Below are 18,468 nucleotides of genomic sequence, written 5' to 3'. Positions count from 1 at the left end.
TTTAGTTCCTCAGGGATTTATTTCCTCTGAAGCTTGCAAAGAGATAGTAGGCAACAAAAACGGTTGAAAACTTCAGAATAGATGGAATCGCCAGCTCAAGAGTAAAAATCAAAGTACCGATAAGCACCAGAATTCCCATTGCTGCAAATGAAAGAATTAATTTTTTGGGCAGTGTAAAATCTGGAGTATCCAGATAATAGGCAATTCCCCAGGCAGAACCGAAGGCGGCGGCATAATAAATATCCAGTGCGATATTTTCTGAACTTATAAAGAAATAATTGATCAGGAAGCTCACTGCTGTTCCCAAAGCGAAATACATCAAAGCTTTTTGCATGTCTTTAAAAATATGCTGCAAAAATAGAGAATTTAATCGGGGTGCAGAATTCCTGTAAGTATTTAATTATTGAGTTACAGGCTCGATTTTCATATAAAATAATTGAACAGTATTATCACAGCAAAACAATATCACCCGAAAAGGTAATTGAACACAACCACCGGAAGTTATACATTTGAAACAGAATCAAGAGCCCGAATATCCTCATGATCATGACGTGAATATTGAACATGAGAGATCTGATTTGAAGAAAAAATCAAAAACCAAAAAACAATAGACATGAAAAAGATTCCTCAAAAAACAGTGGAAATTACGAAATTTAACGAAGACAACGTTGAAGTGAACGTAATAATAAGTGCTAATACTCAATTTGGCGATCCCCATTTTATCATCAATGGAATGCGGATAGACGACAATAATGAAAAAAACGGATTTTCCTTTTCCATCCCAAAAGCAGATTTAAAGTCTGATCATTTACTTTTTGCAACTTCATTCAATATTAATATGCAGGAAAATCATCTGCAGATTTTAATTAATACATGCAAAATAAAGTTTGAATTCCCGCAGATTCCCAGTAAGAATTTTAATTTCAACCCATTTAAAGGTAAGACAACCGAAGACCTGGCTGGCAAATTTATCTATGGGGTTTATAAATTCATAAAAATTGAGCTATGAAAAAGATCATCATGTTAACTCTGACGGCCTTGCCGGCCTTACTGTTTTCCCAAGGCAAGAAAATTAGTGAAGAGCTGAACAAACTGGAGCTTTCCAATGCTCCGAGTGTTATGCTTCTCGGCCTGGCAAGTTCTGATTTGGAAACGCCCAAATCAAAAAAGGCTTTCATGACCAGTATTGTGAATTCATTCAGCGAAAATGAAGGTCTTCCCAACGCCTATGCTGTAGAACTTACTCCCACTCATTTATTTCCATTGACAGAAATGGATGCATTGAAGTATGCCGGCATTAAAACGATCAAAAACGCTGGCCATCAAGATGAGTATAGGAATAATATTTTCAGTGAAGCCAAAAACGTTTCCGTCTCATTTGCCTTTCTGAGAAATTATAAAATTGAAGATCTCAATACGGAAAATCCCTCGGTCTCTTTTTCTTTGAGAACCACTGTGTTTAAAGTAAGGAATAAAAAAAATATAGAGGCTATTGCGGCTTCAAATAAAAATATTTCAAAGGAATTAACCGATATTCAAAGAGAATTTGAACAATCACCCAAGTTCATGGATATTATGAAATCCGATATAAGTCAAAGCGAAAAGGAAGAAAAACTTTCAAAGGCACAAGATGACTTTGTCACAGATTACTATAAAACCGAAACTGAAAAATACAAAAAGTATCTTGATGAAAAACCTGCTTTCCAACTAGATGTGGCTTCGGCCTACAGTACCTTCTTTTTGGATAATCAGTTCAAGAATAATCAATTCGGGAAGCTGGGATTCTGGATGACAATGAGTTCCGGAATCAACCTCGAAAGACAAAAACCCAAACCGGCTGATGATCAAAATAAGATACAATCAAAAGTAACCATCAAAGAGACTTCTGCAGACCCTTCAAAGGTTGAAAAAAGACTGAACTTCTACGCCGTTGCAAGATACATGCAGGATAAAACGGTTTATGATGTTGCCAGCGGATTCAGCAAAACGAATAATTATGATTTTGGCGGGAAGATAGAGCTTGTGTACAATAAATTCTCCATTGGCTATGAATTCATTTACAGAAGCAGCGATCTGGATAACACCTACCGTTCCAACGGAATCATCAATTACAAAGTATCTGACAGTGTATATATCAATGCAGCATTTGGAAAAAACTACGGAGATAAGGACAATCTCATTTCATTTTTAGGATTGAACTGGGGACTGGACAGCAAAAGAAAAACACTTTTTTCTGAAAAACAATAAAACAGGAAATTTAACCTTAAACAGAGACTAACTGTAAGGCTTAAGATCATGAGAAATGCCGGCAGATTTTATCTGCCGGCATTCATATTTCTACTGACTGGCGTAATAAACTGAGAAATACAGACCTGACCTCTGAGAAAGTCTGTAAGATTCAAAAAAACAATTATCATAAACACTTAAAAACCATAACATTAACTCACAATACAAGGTTTTCATTTTATTACTATATTTGAGAACTTAGAAACTGTCTAGAATTTTTTATGGAAACCCAAAAATATACTCCAACCAACAAGGTAAGAATCGTAACTGCTGCCTCATTATTTGATGGGCATGATGCTGCGATCAACATTATGCGTCGTGTTATACAGGGAACAGGATGCGAAGTGATCCACTTAGGACACGATAAATCAGCAGAGGAAGTGGTTAATACAGCCATTCAGGAAGATGCCAATGCGATTGCCTTAACTTCCTATCAGGGAGGTCACAACGAATATTTTAAATATATCTATGACCTTTTGAGAGAAAAGAATTCACCGCAGATCAAAATTTTTGGCGGTGGCGGTGGTGTGATCCTTCCGGAAGAGATCAAAGACCTGATGTCTTACGGAATTGACCGAATTTATTCTCCGGATGACGGCCGTGAACTTGGCCTTCAGGGAATGATTGATGATCTGGTACACCGATCAGACTTCGCGACAGGGAAAGATGTTACGGCAAAAGATCTTGATGATATCAGCTTCGAAAATCCTTCCAGCATTGCACAGATCATCTCCGCCGTTGAAAACTTCTCGGAAGAAAAACCGGAACTTGTAAAAGCAATCGACGAAAAATCCAAAGATCTTACGATTCCAATTATCGGTATCACGGGTACCGGAGGAGCAGGTAAGTCTTCTTTAACAGACGAATTGGTAAGACGTTTCTTACGTTCCAATACGGATAAAAAAATCGCTATTATTTCCATTGACCCTTCGAAAAAGAAAACCGGCGGGGCTTTATTGGGAGACAGAATCCGTATGAATGCGATCAATGATCCACGAGTTTATATGCGTTCTATGGCTACCAGAGAAAACAACGTTTCTGTTTCACCATTTATTCATTCTGCACTGAATGTCCTGAAACTGGCTCATCCGGATGTCATTATCCTTGAAACATCAGGGATCGGGCAGTCCGGTTCCGAAGTTTCTGATTTTGCGGATGTATCCATGTATGTAATGACTCCTGAATACGGTGCTTCTACACAGCTGGAAAAAATCGACATGTTAGATTATGCGGATCTGGTAGCTTTGAATAAATCTGACAAACGCGGTGCATTGGATGCCCTTCAGGCGGTAAGGAAACAATTCCAGAGAAACCATCTACTGTGGGAAAGCCCATTAGACGATATGCCGGTATATGCAACAAAAGCATCCCAGTTCAATGACCACGGAACTACAGAATTATACAACAGACTGGTTTCAAAAGTAAACGATAAATTCTCTGATTTAAACCTAAAAACTTTCGTAGAACAGGAAGTTACAGAAGAAGTAACCATTATTCCCCCGAAAAGAGTTCGTTACCTCTCTGAAATTGTAGAAAACAACAGGCAATACGATATCAGTATTGAAAAACAGGCTGAGCTGGCCAGAAAAATGTATCATATTGAAGGCGTAAAAAATATCATCTCCAATGAAGTGCTGGATGCCGAATACCAAAAAGCAGAAAAAGAGCTTCAACAGGAAAACATCGACTTCCTGAAGACCTGGGAGGATACAAAAAAAGCTTTTCATGCAGAGTTTTATTCTTATTTCGTAAGAGGAAAAGAGATTAAAGTGGAAACGTCTACCGAATCTTTATCCCACTTAAGAATTCCCAAAATTGCTCTACCTAAATACAATGACTGGGGAGACCTGATCAAATGGAAAGGTCAGGAAAACCTTCCGGGAAGCTTCCCTTATACAGCAGGTATTTACCCGTTCAAAAGAACCGGAGAAGATCCTACAAGGATGTTTGCAGGAGAAGGAGGTCCGGAGAGAACCAACAGAAGATTTCACTATGTTTCTGCAGAAATGCCTGCAAAACGTTTATCTACCGCTTTTGACTCTGTAACCTTATATGGCCAGGATCCTGCTTTACCACCGGATATCTATGGAAAAATCGGAAATGCAGGAGTTTCTATCGCTACACTGGATGATGCGAAGAAATTGTACTCCGGGTTTGATCTTGTGAATGCGTTAACTTCGGTTTCAATGACCATCAACGGCCCGGCACCCATGCTGCTGGCTTTCTTTATGAATGCCGCTATTGACCAGAATGTTGAGAAATACATCAAAGAAAATGGCTTAGAAGCTAAAGTAGAAGCTAAACTTAATGAAAAATTTGATGATAAAGGACTAGAAAGACCAAAATACAATGGTGAACTTCCTCCATCCAATAACGGTTTAGGACTTCAGCTTTTAGGGCTGACAGGTGATGAAGTAATCCCTGCGGAAGTATATGCAGAAATCAAAGCTAAAACAATTGCTACGGTGCGTGGTACCGTTCAGGCTGATATTTTAAAAGAAGATCAGGCTCAGAATACATGTATATTCTCTACTGAATTTGCATTGAGATTAATGGGTGACGTTCAGGAATATTTCATCAGAGAAAAAGTAAGAAACTTCTACTCTGTTTCCATTTCAGGGTACCATATTGCTGAAGCAGGAGCCAATCCGGTTTCCCAATTGGCATTCACACTGGCTAATGGTTTCACGTATGTGGAATATTATTTAAGCCGCGGAATGGACATCAATGACTTTGCTCCCAACTTGTCTTTCTTCTTCTCCAACGGTATCGACCCTGAATATTCAGTAATCGGACGTGTAGCAAGAAGAATCTGGGCAAAAGCAATGAAACTAAAATACGGAGCTGACGAAAGAAGCCAGATGCTGAAATACCATATTCAGACTTCGGGGCGTTCTCTTCACGCTCAGGAAATTGATTTCAATGATATCAGAACCACTCTTCAGGCACTTTATGCAATCTATGACAACTGTAACTCCCTTCATACAAATGCTTATGACGAGGCCATTACTACCCCTACAGAGCAATCGGTAAGAAGAGCGATGGCAATTCAGCTGATCATTAATAAAGAATTGGGATTGGCTAAAAACGAGAATCCGCTTCAGGGGTCATTCATCATTGAAGAATTGACAGATCTTGTGGAAGAAGCTGTATATGCAGAATTCGACAGAATTACAGAAAGAGGCGGTGTGCTGGGAGCAATGGAAACCATGTATCAGCGTTCAAAAATTCAGGAAGAATCTATGCATTACGAATGGCTGAAACACACCGGTGAATATCCGATTATCGGGGTAAACACGTTCTTAGGAAAAGACGGTTCACCAACTGTTTTACCGGGAGAAGTTATCCGTTCTACTGAAGAAGAAAAGCAGGCACAGATAGAGTCTCTTCATAACTTCCAGCAAGCTAATGAAAACAGATCTGAAGAAGCATTAAAACAGCTTCAGCATGCTGCCATCAACCAGCAAAACTTATTTGAAGTAATGATGGACGCTGTGAAATACTGTTCTTTAGGACAGATTACCAACGCTTTGTTTGAAGTAGGCGGTAAGTACAGGAGAAATATGTAATCGTGATCTTATCATATCATAAACCTCAAAGAAATTCTTTGAGGTTTTTATTTTTTAATGGAAAAACATTCCAAATTCCGGCATGCTGATTTATAATGTTTGTTAAAAATTAAAAATAAACTAACCTGATCCTATATATTTGCCACCAAAAATTGGAATGAAAAACTATATTAAAATGATTTCGGTGCTTAGCCTGTTTGTGGCATTAGGTTCTTGTAAAACCTCCGCTGCAGATGCCTCTCCTAAAAGCGACATGGTTAGAAATGTTGAAGAATTACAGAAAAGAGAGCAGGCAGAAAAAGATAAAATTGACATTACAAGTGTCAAAAACAACTACGGAAGGCCGGCTTCAAAATAAGCAAATTCCCCGGTAAATATAGACTCCTGCTCATCCGGGAGTTTTATATTTTTCATGAACTGCAAAATCACCCTATTTTTGACTGATTTTATTATTAGATGAAACCAAAAGCCTTATTCAACTGGAGCAGCGGAAAAGACTCTGCGCTCGCTCTTTATCAGACTCTGCAGGAGAACCGGTATGAGGTCGCCGTACTGCTTACAAGCATTAATCAAGAGTTTCAAAGGATCTCTATGCATGGAGTATCCGTATCCCTTCTGGAAAAGCAGGCGGAAAGTCTTGGCATTCCTCTCATTAAGATGGAGCTTCCCAAAGAACCGTCCATGGAGGAATACCGGCAAATGATGAGCAAAACAATGACCGACGTTCAGGCACAAGGGATTACTCACTCTATTTTTGGGGATATTTTTCTTGAAGATCTGAGAAAATATAGAGAAGATCAGTTAAAGGCCGTGGGTATGGAAGCAGTATTTCCTCTTTGGAAGCGCAATACCTCCCAACTGATCCAGGAATTTTTAGCGCTCGGATTTAAAACCATTGTAACGTGTGTAAACGGATCTTACCTCGACAAAAGCTTTGCCGGACGGATTATCGATCAGAAATTTATTGATGACCTTCCAGAAAATGTTGATCCATGTGGAGAAAATGGAGAGTTTCATACTTTCACTTTTGACGGGCCTATTTTCAAAAAACCTGTTCAGTTTGAAATTGGAGAAACCGTAAAGAAAACCTATCCTAAACCCAAGACCTCCCCGGAAGAAGAAGACGGGGAATATATTTTCTGGTTCAGTGACCTGATATAAAAAAGCCTGCGGACATCTGTTCACAGGCTTTAAATCTATTATTTTATTTTCTGTATAGTTTCATTCATGAGATCAAATACCATACGGATATCTTTTTCGTCAGTCATCCAGTTAACAAAAGCAGCTCTAATCCCATTATGTTCATTATAAAAAGTAGGTGTCATAAAGACTTTTCCCGTATCATTAAGCTTTTCAAGGAATACTCCTACCTCATCCTGTTTTGTATTATCTTTCAGGGAAAAGCACACTGTATTTAACCTTACCGGGGCAAGCAGTTTAAAATCATCACTGTTTTCAATGAGCTCTCCCAATTGTTTTGCCCATGAAATATTCTTATCCACAATCTCCTGATATCCTTTCTTACCGTAGGACATAAGAGAAAACCACGCCGGAAGAGCCTTCAGCCTTCTTGAATTTTCAGGAAGGAAATTCAAATAACTGAAGTTTTCTAACGGATCCCCGAGATAAGGAGCATTGGAATTCTGAAAAGTCTCTACCTGTAAAATTTTATATTGTTCTTTAATGAGAAAGACCGCACTTTCATATGGCACATTCAGCCATTTGTGACAGTCTACTGTGATACTGTCTGCGTACTCCCAGTCTTCTACAAGGTGCTGATGTGTTTCCGAGCAGGCAGCAAAACCTCCGAAAGCAGCATCAATGTGCCACCAGAACGAGTATTTTTCTTTTAGTTTTCTGACCGCTTTAAAATCATCGAAATCAACTGTATTCACTGTTCCTCCACTGGAAATCAGGATAAATGGTTCGCCGCCAAGTTTCAGAATATGTTCTTCCAGATCTTTGATATTGATGGCTTCACGATTCCCTTCTTCGGTTTTAATTTTAATAATATTACTGCTTCCGAGCCCTAATAAGGATAATGACTTGATGGATGAGGAATGAGGAGTTGCCGTAAGTACTTTTACCGCTCCGGAAATGCCTTCTTTCGCAATATCTCGTCCCTGTTCTCTTCCCAGCCATTGGCGGGCAACACCCAGACAGGTAAAATTGGACATCGTGGCCCCAGAGACAAAACCTCCAAGAAATTTTTCCGGAAGCTGCAGAAGCTCGAGTAAGAGCTGAATTGTCTCTATTTCTATCACTGCGGAAATATCCCCCTGCCCTTTTACAGTCTGTACATTCTGGTCATAAACAGTTGCCAGCCAGTCGCCTGCTACTGATGCAGGAGTAGCACCTCCGGTGACAAATCCCCAATACCTTGGCCCTCCGGATCCCACCATGATGGGCTCAAATTTCCTGTTGAAAATCTGTAACGCCTCTTCTGTGCCATATCCGGATTCCGGAAGTTCCTGTCTTTCCGGAGCATTTTGACTGATCACGGATGTAGGTCTGCTCTCAAGAGAATTCAAGTACGTTACCCCCTGCTCTTTAACGATATTCAGCAGATAATTGATGTTGCCTGTATCGTTTTTCAAATGTTCATTCATAATTTTGATCAATAGTCCATATCAAAAGTATTAAATACTCCACAAAAAGATTGTGGAATTCTTCATTAATTTGATTCAGCAATCTCTTCTAGCACGTAATTTGCTTCCCTTACTACTCTTTAGGATATTTTAGGTAATATCTTACATATTATTTATTTTTAAAAACATAACACCTGTGATCAAAAATTTAGTACTTCTGTCCCTTATTGCATTTTTGTGCTCCTGCACTTCCGAAACGCCCAAAATTACGCCTGTTGATAAAAAGGCAATTGTAGATTCTACCATCACGGCTTTTCAGAAAACACTTTTAGAACAACAACTTGATTCTGTTTTCAAAAAATATCACTTTAACGGAAGTATTGCCGTTTTTAAAGATTCTGTTCCGCTGTACAGAAGGGAAAATGGTTATTCGGATTTTAAAAGAAAAACGAAAATTGACAGTAACACCATTTTTGCCATAGGATCTGTAAGCAAGCAGTTCACCGCTGTTTTGATCCTGCTTCAGATGGAACAGGGAAAACTTAATATAACGGATAAAGCTTCCCAATACCTGAAGGAATTTCAGACCAAAGAATACGAAAATATTACGATTCATCAGCTGCTGAACCATACTTCCGGACTGAATCTGATGGGAGGAAAACTGATGTTTAAAAGTGGTTCTAACTTTTTTTATTCCAACGATGGATTTAATACACTCGGAAAAATTGTGGAAAAAGTATCCGGAAAATCTTATGATGAGAATGTTTCGGAACTGTTCAAAAAAGCGGGAATGACGCATTCTTCAACAGGGAATATTTTCAAAGGAGATCATTTTGCCAGCGCTTACGTCGGTACACCTGCTAAATTCTCAGAAGTTCCCAACATGCCGAAAAGATTAGGAGGGCAGGAAATAGGAACTCCGGCTGGCGGAATATTATCTACCATTCAGGATCTTCACTTATGGAACAATGCACTGTACGGTGGAAAAATTTTAAAACCAGAAACGCTTAAACTCTTTATGGCAAAAAGTTCGGAAAGACATCATGCTATTTTTGGAAAGATGGGGTACGCTTATGGTATTATGCTTAATATCGGGAAACCTGATTCCTATTTCCACAGTGGTTATATAAAAGGTTCTCCTTCGCTGAATATTTATTATCCGAACACCAAAACATCGGTGCTCATTCTTTCTAATATTGCTGATGAGGAAAAAGGAAAAGGAGTAATTTTCAGACCTCATATTGAAGTAAAGAAGATCACGGATCATCTTGAAAATACACTTACACAGCTTAGATCGAAAGATTAGCTTTGATACTGATTTGTTTATGCCGGCTTTAGAAATTCCTGCATTTTCAACAGACTCTTCTTGTGTTCAACAAAATTGAATATGGCAAAAACAAGAGCCATCTGTAAAACAAAAGGAAGAATCAGAGTCAAAAGAGTCGCTGTCATATCAGAATAGTTCTGTTCTCTGAAAAACTGGTAAGCATAATGTCCGCTTCTTACCGCAACCTGCGTCATGGAGCTGGCGCAGACAACCATTAATCCCAGATTCTGCTGATACATGGTGTAGAGAGATTTCCCCTTGTATTTAAAATCAGCTTTAATATATTTCCAGATTTTATAATTAAAAATCCAGATCAGAATTGTTGTCAATACAAAGGATCCGTTCAGCAGTTTAAAGAACAGATCATATTGCTTCTGATTGCCTGATATAAAAATAAGCAATAGGTTTACCACTAAAGCCAAAATACCAATCATCAGAGATTTTTTAAAAAGTCCTTTGTATTTTTCATGAATAATTCTTCTGGCCATCAATGGAATCTGAGTTGGATAAAACAGTACATAATGAACCATTTTAAATTCTCCGCTCCAGGATTCTTTTACCTTTGAAAAGGCTTCCTCAAAACTGATATTTTCATTGAACTGCATCTCCGAAATCTGGCTGATCATATGATCTCTGATTTCAACCAGAATATCCAGAGAAAGCTGCTGGGCTACCAGATAATCTGTAATTGCATTTTCCTGTCCTTCGGTAATCATATGTTGAAAATCGTTTGTAAATTAAGTAAATAGCTTTTCATCTCAGTCTCCTGTTCTGCCTGTTGTCTTTTTCCTTTTTCAGTCAGCAGATAGTATTTCCGGTCTCTCCCATTAATCTTCCGGATCTCGGAAGTAATCATTCCTTCACTTTCCAGTTTATGCAGCGATGGGTAAAGTGCACCTTCCGTCATTTCCAGCTCACCCTGCGTAAGCTCTTTAGCTCTTTGGGTAATCTGATATCCATACATCTTAACTTCTCTGGAAAGAAGCTTCAAAATAATATTCTGCAGGGTACCTTTATAAAGACTATTCTTTTTCATAGAGTTTTCTATACATTACAAACTTATGCATAATTTTCTTATGTATGAAAGTTTATTTAAAAAAAATTTAAATTGCTTGATGAAAAAAATGTATTTCATAGCGATTTATCCTCCTCAGGAGATGATTGAGGAAATAAAAGAATTTAAAAGAGATTTGGCCATTCATTATGGAAATTCCAAAGCTTTGAAAAACGAAGCACATATCACTCTTTTTCCTCCTTTTTCCAGAGAACGTGAAATGGAAAATGATATTCATACTGCGTTTCAAAAGATCAATACAGAAATAACTCCTTTTGAAATAGAACTGAATGGATTTGGAAGTTTTCCCAATCCTAAAAACCCCGTATTATTTGTTCAGCCGGAAAATAATCCGCATCTGACAGAACTTTACCATAATGTAAAACAGCAGTTCAATTTCGGAACCTATTCCTTCCATCCTCATATCACTGTAGGATACAGAGATCTGACCTGGGAAAATTACCTTAAAGCATGGGAAAAGTATGCATCAAAAGAATACAAAACTAAATTTTTAGTTGAAAAAATTTTACTTCTCCGACATGACGGACATTGGGTTCCTATTGCTGAAAAGAAACTCACAAAATAAAAACCGGCTGGGGACAGCCGGTTTCGTTATCGTTATTCTTTGATTACTTTCTGGGAAAGGATCAGAGTTTTATTTTCTTTTACATTCAGCAGATAAGTACCGGCCGGATAATTTTTAATATCAACCTTTATTCCGGAATCATTCTGTTCAAATCTGGAGGGTATCAGTTTTCCAGAGGTATCATACACTTCTACTCTTATATCTTTTGAGAATCCCTGCTTTACTTTAATAAAAAACTCCCCGTCCGTAGGGTTCGGATAGATACTGAAACGTCTTTCTTCGGCTTTCACTTCTGATGTACCGAGAGTAGCTTTGCTTAACGTCCATGTAACATTGGTCACGTGCAGGGTGCTGTGATTGTCCACTTTCAGAAGGGGATTATCATCTACTACAGAAAGCGTCAACGTGTTATTCCCTCCGTTAAGCTGTCCCGGACTAATGGTTACGGAACTTCCTGCTGATCCCAGATCCGTTCCATTTAACGTCCATTTATTAACTAATGTATTAGGAATAGGAAGAATTTCATTCGCTGTAAAAGTAACACTTGAAGTGGCATCTACTGTAGTATTATTGGCAGGCGTATAGGAATCTACAGGAGAAACCAGAGAATGGATTCTTTCAATAATTGCTTCCTTACACACAGAGCAGAACTGCTGGTTAAGATACCTCATCTCACAGCTCTGATGCGGTCTGAACCACGTAGGACTTTCAGCATGAGGATATACGCCAACTCCGTTCAATCCCACCCAGTTTTTCCATTTTACGGTAGCAGGATTAGAGTTCTGAGTTTTATTAGGAGACTCAAGAGATCCTGCGAACCAGTATTCATCAGCCAGCTTTCCAAATGAATGTCCCAGCTCATGTACTACAATCTCATTTGCCGAAGCGTTCAAGGATGCAAAAGCATATGTTCCTCCACATCCTCCATATTCTGTAGAATTCCCCAGTACATAGGTGATGTCATAGTCAGGAACGTTGGCTGCCAGCACCTGTCCTACTGTATTGGATGTATTGCTGTATAAGCACCTGTGAACGCCTATATCGAAAGTAGATCCAAGATAGTTATTAGGATTGGAGACCGGAATAACGGGCTCTACAACATCTGTTGCCGTTCCGGGATGCTTCACTCCGGATTCTGTAGAAATCACTTTTACAGCATATGCATTAAAGTAATTTTTATATTCTGTATAAGGACTTTTTGTAAAAAGATAGTTGACTGTATTTTGGGCTGAAGTGGTAAAAGCGGTCTGCTGCGCAGCGGTAAATCCGTCTCCTAAAATAGCAATAATAACACGCTTACTATTATCTCCGTTCTGCAAAAGCGGAACCGTATCAAACGTCTGGGCAAAGCAACTGCTTCCTATCAGAAGTGAAAATAAAACTTTTTTCATATTTATAGTTTTTGTGTGAATAATAATTGTACTCCATCCTCAGTTGCTCTTTCCACCTTTACCATCTGAATATTTTCTGAGTAAGGAAATCTGGCGCTGAATTCCGTATTCTGAAAGGCAGCTTTATGTCTTGTGATGCCTTCTTTTTCGTACACTTCCAGTTCAGGATTAAAAGGATCTTTCACAAGCTGCTGAACAACCTCTTTTCCGTCCGAGCCTGTCAGGCTGATGACAAGATCTCCTTTGTGAATGTTATTTCTTTCAAAAGCCGGAGTCTGTTTCAGTCTTCCATCTGCAATTTTACTGCTCTGAAGAGTTACTTTTGCATTTCCGGCCTGATCTTGATCGGCTTTAAAAAACAGATAGATAATTCTGTCACCCTTTTTTGCAATGGTTTCTGAATTCAGTTTTTTGTTTTGAGATTCATCATTTTCTTTTTGAAAGCTGCAAAACAAAAAAACAGGAACAATTAATACATTAAATATATTTTTCATAATCATTTTTGTTCAAAGGTAGTAAAGTTTTAAATATTTCTAATATACATAAAAATCTCAATACATACTTTTTGAAACTTAAAACCAAGAAAGCCTTATCTTTGGGGCAATGATTTCAGAGAAAATAATTTTAGGCATTGACCCGGGTACTACTGTAATGGGATTTGGTATTATCTCCGTAAAAAAAGGAAAAATGGAGATGATTTCCATCCATGAGCTTATCTTAAAAAAATATCCTAACCATGAAACGAAACTCAAATATATTTTTGAAAGAACATTATCTCTTATAGATGAGTTTCATCCTGATGAAGTGGCTCTGGAGGCTCCTTTCTTTGGAAAGAATGTACAGAGTATGCTGAAATTGGGGCGTGCACAGGGAGTCGCCATGGCTGCAAGTCTTTACAGAAATATTCCTATCACTGAATATTCTCCGAAAAAAATCAAAATGGCAATCACCGGAAACGGGAATGCCAGCAAAGAGCAGGTAGCAGGAATGCTTCAAAATCTCCTTAACCTAAAGGAATTTCCTACAAAATATTTAGATGCTTCCGACGGGCTTGCCGTAGCGGTATGCCATCACTTCAACTCCGGAACGATATCGGATACTAAATCATATTCGGGATGGGAAAGTTTTCTGAAACAGAATCCTGACAGATTGAAGTAATCGCACTTTTTCACTGATTCATAAAAAACTGATTCACAATAAAAAGAACAAAATAAACAGTTACTTGGTAAAACATAATACTATCTTTTACATTGGTATGATTTTTAGTACTATCTTTGTATAAATTTTCGGTAATGAAAACAAACCAACAAACTATAAATCAAGAAACTCATACCATAAACTGGTTTCAGAAGTTTCTCATGGTATGCTCCGGAGGGAACATCCATATTCTAAGAAAAACTCCTAGTGAATGGAATAAATTTTCAGGAATTGGAGGCATTGTACTTTTCACAGCGGTTTTTGCTACTTTATCTGCGGGCTATGCCATGTATACAGTTTTTGATCATATCTGGGCTGCAGTAGGGTTTGGAATTTTATGGGGACTGATGATCTTTAATCTTGACCGGTATATTGTTTCTTCTATCAAGAAAACAGGTACCTGGTGGAACCAGGTTCTCATGGCGGTCCCCCGTCTTATCCTTGCTACATTTTTAGGAATTATTATCTCAAAACCGTTAGAACTTAAAATTTTCGAGAAAGAGGTGAATAAACAGCTTAATACGATTATTCAAAGAAATAAGAAACAGCTTCAGGGGGAAATGAATGGAAGGATCCTTCAGCAGAGCGGACCTTTTGAAACTGAAAAACAGCAGATCTCAGGAAAAATTGCTCAGTATCAGAAAGCCTATGACTCTGCCTCGGTAGAACTTGAAAAGGAAATTCTGGGAAAACAGTCAGGATTAACCAGCGGAAAAGAAGGTTACGGTCCCAATGCTAAACGTAAGCAGGAATTAAAGGAGCAGCGCAGACAGGATCTCGAAAATTATCAGAAGCAGGCCGCTCCAAGACTGGAATATCTGGATAAGGAAATTTCTAAGGTATATACCAATCTTGAAACTGAAAGGAAATCGACAGAAACCTTTGAAGACAAGTTCAATGGTTTTGCAGCAAGACTTCAGGCACTGGATGAGCTGGGAAAAAACTCTGCTATCATAGGACTTGCCGCTTCATTCATCATGGGATTATTTATCTGTCTGGAAATTTCTCCGGTACTGGTAAAATTGATTTCCCATATTGGGCCCTACGACTATCTTCTGGAAAAAACAGAAAATGACTTCAGGCTGTATTCCAAAGAAAAGATTGAAAAAGGAAATGCCCTTACTGATTTCCGGATCGAAGATTTTAAGGATAATTTGAAAAATTAAAATTACGCTTTTCGGACTTTTAGACATTAGAGAAAAAAACTATAAAAAATCAAATCTTAATTAATAATATCTAACCTTTCATTTTATTATGAAAGGTTTTTTTTATTTATATAGTATTTATGTTAAATATTTTCTAATTTTATATCAATTAAAACCTTGTTATCATGAAAAACTTATTTATGGCATGTACACTGCTGATCTGCGGTGCATTCGCTCCTTCCTTACAAGCTCAGGCATCGGACCCTTATTTAGGACAAATTGCTTTTGTACCCTATAATTTTGTTCCTAAAAACTGGGCATCATGTGACGGACAGCTTTTACCCATCGCACAAAATCAGGCATTATTTGCTCTTTTAGGAACAACTTACGGCGGAAACGGGATCACAACTTTTGCGCTGCCGGATATGAGAGGAAGAATGCTTGTGCATAACGGGCAGGCTCCGGGAGGTCCTACCAATTATACGATGGGACAAATTGGAGGAACTGAAAGTGTCACGTTATTAGTAACACAAATGCCGGCTCACAACCATACAGTAAATGCTGTAACCGCTGAGGGAAATCAAAATTCTCCTACCAACAGCCTTCCGGCAGATACAAAAGTTCTTGACAAAGAGTATTCTGATGCGGCAGCCAACACTACCATGAAGAGTACAATGATCAATAACACCGGCGGAAGCCAGCCGCATGAAAACAGACCTCCGTTTATAACCTTGAAATGTATTATTTCATTAGTAGGAGTCTTTCCAACGCAAAACTAATCGCTATGAAAATTCTTTACTTAGTATGTCTGGCTCTTGGAAGCTCAGCTTTTGCGCAGACGATAACTTTTAAGGGATGCCCTAATCTGTTTGATGCGACTACATTTACTTTTAACAAAACGGGTGTGGATTCCTTTAATAAAAACATTTATATGACCACTCCTATTGACGGTGCACAGGACTGCAGCGGATTAGGAACATGCGAGTTTAAAATCCAATGGAACAATGCGCTTACCAGATGGGAATTTCTTGCTGATGAAGGAAATGGAACTTTCACAACTCCATTTTTAATTTATTATAATTCGACAGGAAATAACTCAATCCCAATGCCTCCCGGCAATATGGTAGGAACCTGGGCAGAGAATACAACGGTTACCAATGGCCAATGCGGCGGAAATCTTACCGCAGCCAATTCTACGATGACCGGTGATGTACAGACGATAACATTAGGCACTTCAGAGTTTTCGAAAAATAAAATTCAGATCTTCCCTAATCCGGTGACAGATTTTATCCGTATTTCCGGTATTGATAACGGGCTTTCCATTCAAATTTATAATATTGACGGACGTTTGGTGAAATCTGAAGCGTTTGATTCCAAGATTGATGTTTCCCAATTTGTTTCTGGTGGATATGTTTTGAAAATCAGTACCAAAAATTTTCAGACCCATCAGTTTAAATTCGTGAAAAAATAAATTCTTTTTTAAAAGAATTGATCTAAAGCTTTCAGAAATTCTGGGAGCTTTATTTTTTGGACTGGGAACATTTTTTGTATGAACAGTTGCATGCCATCAAGTGTCGTTAAAAATTTCATCTATTTTCCTGAGACTGAAATATTAAGAATTATATATCAGTCAGGAGCGGTTTATGATTATTTTAAAGTTCCACCTGATATTATTGAGAAATTTGGAAAGGCAAAATCTAAAGGGCAATTTCTTAATAAGGTTATCAAACCCAGATTTAAATATACTAAGATTGAATAAAAAAATCCCCGTTGGAACGGGGATTTCTGTATTGATATTTTTAATATTATAAAGAATAATTCGGAGCTTCCTGTGTGATAATTACATCATGCGGGTGAGATTCTTTCAGTCCGCTTCCGGTAATCATAACCAATTTGGAATCTCTCTGAAGAGCTTCAATATCTTTTGCTCCGCAGTATCCCATACCAGCTCTAAGACCTCCTGTCAACTGGAAAATAACATCCTCCAGTTTTCCTTTGTGCGGCACTCTTCCTTCAATTCCTTCCGGAACGAATTTTTTAGCTTCACTCTGGAAGTATCTTTCTTTACCTCCTCTCTTCATGGCTGAAAGGCTTCCCATTCCCTGGTAAGATTTGAATTTTCTTCCCTGGAAGATAATCTCTTCTCCCGGAGCTTCATCTGTTCCTGCTAAAAGTGAACCTAACATTACTGCTCCAGCTCCGCTTGCAATAGCTTTTACGATATCCCCTGAAAGTTTGATTCCTCCATCACCAATTACGGCTACATTTTGAGATTTAGCATATTCGTATACATTATAGATAGCAGAAAGCTGAGGAACTCCTACTCCGGCTACTACTCTGGTCGTACAGATAGACCCGGGTCCCACTCCTACTTTCAATACATTGGCTCCTGCTGCAATAAGGTCTTTCGCTGCGTCAGCAGTTACAATATTCCCTCCCACTATATCAAGATCCGGATATGCTTTTCTGATTTCTGAAATTTTATCCAAAACGCCTTTAGAGTGACCATGCGCAGAATCAATTGCTACAATATCAACTCCGGCCTGCACCAAAGCCTCAATTCTCGTTAATGTATCTTCTCCCACTCCTACTCCGGCACCTACAATAAGGCGGCCGTTCTCATCTTTATTAGCATTGGGATACTCTAACTGATTATCAATATCCTTGATGGTAATTAAACCTACAAGCTTATTATCTTGATCTACGATAGGAAGTTTTTCAACTCTGTTTTTAAGAAGAATTTCTTTGGCCTTTTCAAGATTGGTATTTTTGTCTGAAGTGATCAAATTTTCCTTGGTCATGATCTCTTCTACTTTCATATCAAGATTTTCCTGATATTTCACATCTCTGTTGGTAATAATTCCGATCAGAACATTATTAGGATCTACTACGGGAAGACCTGAAATCTTATATCTTGACATAAGGTCTTTAGCTTCTCCTAAAGTATGATCTTTAGATAAGGTAACCGGATCTGAGATCATTCCGTTTTCTGAACGTTTAACACGGTTCACCTGAGCTGCCTGCTCAGCGATCGTCATGTTTTTGTGGATAAAGCCTAACCCTCCAACTCTTGCTAAAGCAATTGCCAGATCAGCTTCTGTAACGGTGTCCATCGCAGCGGAAACTATCGGAACATTCAGCGTAATTTTGTCGGTAAGTCTTGATTTTAATGAAACCTGGTTAGGTAAAACTTCTGAATAAGAAGGGACTAGAAGAACGTCATCGAAAGTGATGGCTGTCTCTACAATTTTGTTATGAATAGACATCTTTACTTTCTTTGCAAAATTAGGTTATTTTAGTGAGATATGAAAATCCTTTTTAATAG

19 protein-coding genes are annotated in these 18,468 nt (G+C 38.3%); 12 read left to right on the top strand and 7 right to left on the bottom strand.

Features of this window, described 5'->3' with window-relative positions:
- Position 1: 1 nt before the first annotated feature.
- Positions 2-334: a hypothetical protein gene (locus BLW74_RS00230; RefSeq protein ID WP_089689488.1), complete on the bottom strand. Its 333-nt coding sequence runs from the start codon at positions 332-334 to the stop codon at positions 2-4.
- A 279-nt stretch (positions 335-613) separates the two neighbouring features.
- Here BLW74_RS00230 and BLW74_RS00225 point away from each other — a divergent pair, with 279 nt between their 5' ends.
- From BLW74_RS00225 to BLW74_RS00205, 5 genes are all read left to right on the top strand, one after another.
- Positions 614-1,009, top strand: a complete 396-nt coding sequence (locus tag BLW74_RS00225; protein WP_089689487.1) for a hypothetical protein — start codon at positions 614-616, stop codon at positions 1,007-1,009.
- Positions 1,006-2,247 (top strand): hypothetical protein, encoded by a 1,242-nt coding sequence (locus BLW74_RS00220; protein WP_089689486.1) that lies wholly within the window; start codon positions 1,006-1,008, stop codon positions 2,245-2,247. Before BLW74_RS00225 ends, BLW74_RS00220 begins: the two co-directional genes overlap by 4 nt.
- 260 nt (positions 2,248-2,507) lie before the next feature.
- The gene (locus BLW74_RS00215; RefSeq protein ID WP_089689485.1) at positions 2,508-5,855 is read left to right on the top strand and encodes a methylmalonyl-CoA mutase family protein; all 3,348 of its coding nucleotides are present in this window, start codon (positions 2,508-2,510) and stop codon (positions 5,853-5,855) included.
- A 157-nt stretch (positions 5,856-6,012) separates the two neighbouring features.
- The gene (locus tag BLW74_RS00210; protein WP_089689484.1) at positions 6,013-6,213 is read left to right on the top strand and encodes a hypothetical protein; all 201 of its coding nucleotides are present in this window, start codon (positions 6,013-6,015) and stop codon (positions 6,211-6,213) included.
- Between the two features lie 98 nt (positions 6,214-6,311).
- Complete coding sequence (locus BLW74_RS00205; protein ID WP_089689483.1) at positions 6,312-7,016, top strand: Dph6-related ATP pyrophosphatase; 705 nt, start codon at positions 6,312-6,314, stop codon at positions 7,014-7,016.
- 38 nt (positions 7,017-7,054) lie between these two features.
- Here BLW74_RS00205 and BLW74_RS00200 read toward each other — a convergent pair whose 3' ends face one another.
- A complete protein-coding gene (locus BLW74_RS00200) occupies positions 7,055-8,464 on the bottom strand; it encodes a pyridoxal phosphate-dependent decarboxylase family protein (protein WP_089689482.1) in 1,410 nt (469 codons plus the stop codon).
- Positions 8,465-8,639: 175 nt separating this feature from the next.
- Here BLW74_RS00200 and BLW74_RS00195 point away from each other — a divergent pair, with 175 nt between their 5' ends.
- Positions 8,640-9,749, top strand: a complete 1,110-nt coding sequence (locus BLW74_RS00195; RefSeq protein ID WP_089689481.1) for a serine hydrolase domain-containing protein — start codon at positions 8,640-8,642, stop codon at positions 9,747-9,749.
- 17 nt (positions 9,750-9,766) lie between these two features.
- On the opposite strand, the gene BLW74_RS00190 is transcribed toward BLW74_RS00195, so the two are convergent.
- A complete protein-coding gene (locus tag BLW74_RS00190; protein ID WP_089689480.1) occupies positions 9,767-10,486 on the bottom strand; it encodes a hypothetical protein in 720 nt (239 codons plus the stop codon).
- Positions 10,483-10,806: a PadR family transcriptional regulator gene (locus tag BLW74_RS00185; protein WP_089689479.1), complete on the bottom strand. Its 324-nt coding sequence runs from the start codon at positions 10,804-10,806 to the stop codon at positions 10,483-10,485. The genes BLW74_RS00190 and BLW74_RS00185 overlap by 4 nt, the downstream gene beginning before the upstream one ends.
- A gap of 79 nt (positions 10,807-10,885) precedes the next feature.
- Between BLW74_RS00185 and thpR the strand changes: the two genes are divergently transcribed.
- Positions 10,886-11,410 carry an RNA 2',3'-cyclic phosphodiesterase gene (gene thpR, locus BLW74_RS00180; protein WP_089690591.1) on the top strand — a complete coding sequence of 175 codons (525 nt, stop codon included), beginning with the start codon at positions 10,886-10,888 and terminating at the stop codon, positions 11,408-11,410.
- Between the two features lie 32 nt (positions 11,411-11,442).
- Here thpR and BLW74_RS00175 read toward each other — a convergent pair whose 3' ends face one another.
- Together BLW74_RS00175 and BLW74_RS00170 are read right to left on the bottom strand one after the other, a co-directional pair.
- Positions 11,443-12,801, bottom strand: a complete 1,359-nt coding sequence (locus BLW74_RS00175; RefSeq protein ID WP_089689478.1) for a T9SS type A sorting domain-containing protein — start codon at positions 12,799-12,801, stop codon at positions 11,443-11,445.
- Positions 12,802-12,803: 2 nt separating this feature from the next.
- Complete coding sequence (locus BLW74_RS00170) at positions 12,804-13,295, bottom strand: hypothetical protein (protein WP_139265670.1); 492 nt, start codon at positions 13,293-13,295, stop codon at positions 12,804-12,806.
- Between the two features lie 109 nt (positions 13,296-13,404).
- On the opposite strand from BLW74_RS00170, the gene ruvC reads away from it, so the two are divergent.
- From ruvC to BLW74_RS00145, 5 genes are all read left to right on the top strand, one after another.
- The gene (gene ruvC, locus BLW74_RS00165) at positions 13,405-13,959 is read left to right on the top strand and encodes a crossover junction endodeoxyribonuclease RuvC (protein ID WP_089689476.1); all 555 of its coding nucleotides are present in this window, start codon (positions 13,405-13,407) and stop codon (positions 13,957-13,959) included.
- Between the two features lie 134 nt (positions 13,960-14,093).
- Complete coding sequence (locus BLW74_RS00160; protein WP_089689475.1) at positions 14,094-15,164, top strand: DUF4407 domain-containing protein; 1,071 nt, start codon at positions 14,094-14,096, stop codon at positions 15,162-15,164.
- Between the two features lie 164 nt (positions 15,165-15,328).
- Positions 15,329-15,922 carry a phage tail protein gene (locus BLW74_RS00155; RefSeq protein WP_089689474.1) on the top strand — a complete coding sequence of 198 codons (594 nt, stop codon included), beginning with the start codon at positions 15,329-15,331 and terminating at the stop codon, positions 15,920-15,922.
- 5 nt (positions 15,923-15,927) lie between these two features.
- Positions 15,928-16,614, top strand: a complete 687-nt coding sequence (locus BLW74_RS00150) for a T9SS type A sorting domain-containing protein (RefSeq protein ID WP_089689473.1) — start codon at positions 15,928-15,930, stop codon at positions 16,612-16,614.
- 78 nt (positions 16,615-16,692) lie between these two features.
- Positions 16,693-16,902 carry a KTSC domain-containing protein gene (locus BLW74_RS00145; RefSeq protein WP_317041012.1) on the top strand — a complete coding sequence of 70 codons (210 nt, stop codon included), beginning with the start codon at positions 16,693-16,695 and terminating at the stop codon, positions 16,900-16,902.
- Between the two features lie 46 nt (positions 16,903-16,948).
- Here the strand turns inward: BLW74_RS00145 and guaB are convergent, their stop codons facing one another.
- Positions 16,949-18,409, bottom strand: a complete 1,461-nt coding sequence (guaB, locus tag BLW74_RS00140; protein ID WP_089689471.1) for an IMP dehydrogenase — start codon at positions 18,407-18,409, stop codon at positions 16,949-16,951.
- Positions 18,410-18,468 lie beyond the last annotated feature (59 nt).

Origin of the sequence: Chryseobacterium culicis (assembly GCF_900108365.1) — a bacterium.
In the GTDB taxonomy this organism is placed as follows: domain Bacteria; phylum Bacteroidota; class Bacteroidia; order Flavobacteriales; family Weeksellaceae; genus Chryseobacterium; species Chryseobacterium culicis.
Note: the sequence above shows the minus strand (reverse complement) of the source record. Positions and strands in the feature narration are given on the sequence as shown.

Coding starts and splice junctions, on each gene's coding strand:
- BLW74_RS00215 (WP_089689485.1), top strand. CDS start 2,508: ATGGAAACCCAAAAATATACTCCAACCAACAAGGTAAGAATCGTAACT.
- BLW74_RS00220 (WP_089689486.1), top strand. CDS start 1,006: ATGAAAAAGATCATCATGTTAACTCTGACGGCCTTGCCGGCCTTACTG.
- ruvC (WP_089689476.1), top strand. CDS start 13,405: ATGATTTCAGAGAAAATAATTTTAGGCATTGACCCGGGTACTACTGTA.
- BLW74_RS00210 (WP_089689484.1), top strand. CDS start 6,013: ATGAAAAACTATATTAAAATGATTTCGGTGCTTAGCCTGTTTGTGGCA.
- BLW74_RS00170 (WP_139265670.1), bottom strand. CDS start 13,295: ATGAAAAATATATTTAATGTATTAATTGTTCCTGTTTTTTTGTTTTGC.
- BLW74_RS00145 (WP_317041012.1), top strand. CDS start 16,693: ATGAACAGTTGCATGCCATCAAGTGTCGTTAAAAATTTCATCTATTTT.
- BLW74_RS00190 (WP_089689480.1), bottom strand. CDS start 10,486: ATGATTACCGAAGGACAGGAAAATGCAATTACAGATTATCTGGTAGCC.
- BLW74_RS00160 (WP_089689475.1), top strand. CDS start 14,094: ATGAAAACAAACCAACAAACTATAAATCAAGAAACTCATACCATAAAC.
- guaB (WP_089689471.1), bottom strand. CDS start 18,409: ATGTCTATTCATAACAAAATTGTAGAGACAGCCATCACTTTCGATGAC.
- BLW74_RS00155 (WP_089689474.1), top strand. CDS start 15,329: ATGAAAAACTTATTTATGGCATGTACACTGCTGATCTGCGGTGCATTC.
- BLW74_RS00200 (WP_089689482.1), bottom strand. CDS start 8,464: ATGAATGAACATTTGAAAAACGATACAGGCAACATCAATTATCTGCTG.
- BLW74_RS00230 (WP_089689488.1), bottom strand. CDS start 334: ATGCAAAAAGCTTTGATGTATTTCGCTTTGGGAACAGCAGTGAGCTTC.
- thpR (WP_089690591.1), top strand. CDS start 10,886: ATGAAAAAAATGTATTTCATAGCGATTTATCCTCCTCAGGAGATGATT.
- BLW74_RS00185 (WP_089689479.1), bottom strand. CDS start 10,806: ATGAAAAAGAATAGTCTTTATAAAGGTACCCTGCAGAATATTATTTTG.
- BLW74_RS00175 (WP_089689478.1), bottom strand. CDS start 12,801: ATGAAAAAAGTTTTATTTTCACTTCTGATAGGAAGCAGTTGCTTTGCC.
- BLW74_RS00205 (WP_089689483.1), top strand. CDS start 6,312: ATGAAACCAAAAGCCTTATTCAACTGGAGCAGCGGAAAAGACTCTGCG.
- BLW74_RS00150 (WP_089689473.1), top strand. CDS start 15,928: ATGAAAATTCTTTACTTAGTATGTCTGGCTCTTGGAAGCTCAGCTTTT.
- BLW74_RS00225 (WP_089689487.1), top strand. CDS start 614: ATGAAAAAGATTCCTCAAAAAACAGTGGAAATTACGAAATTTAACGAA.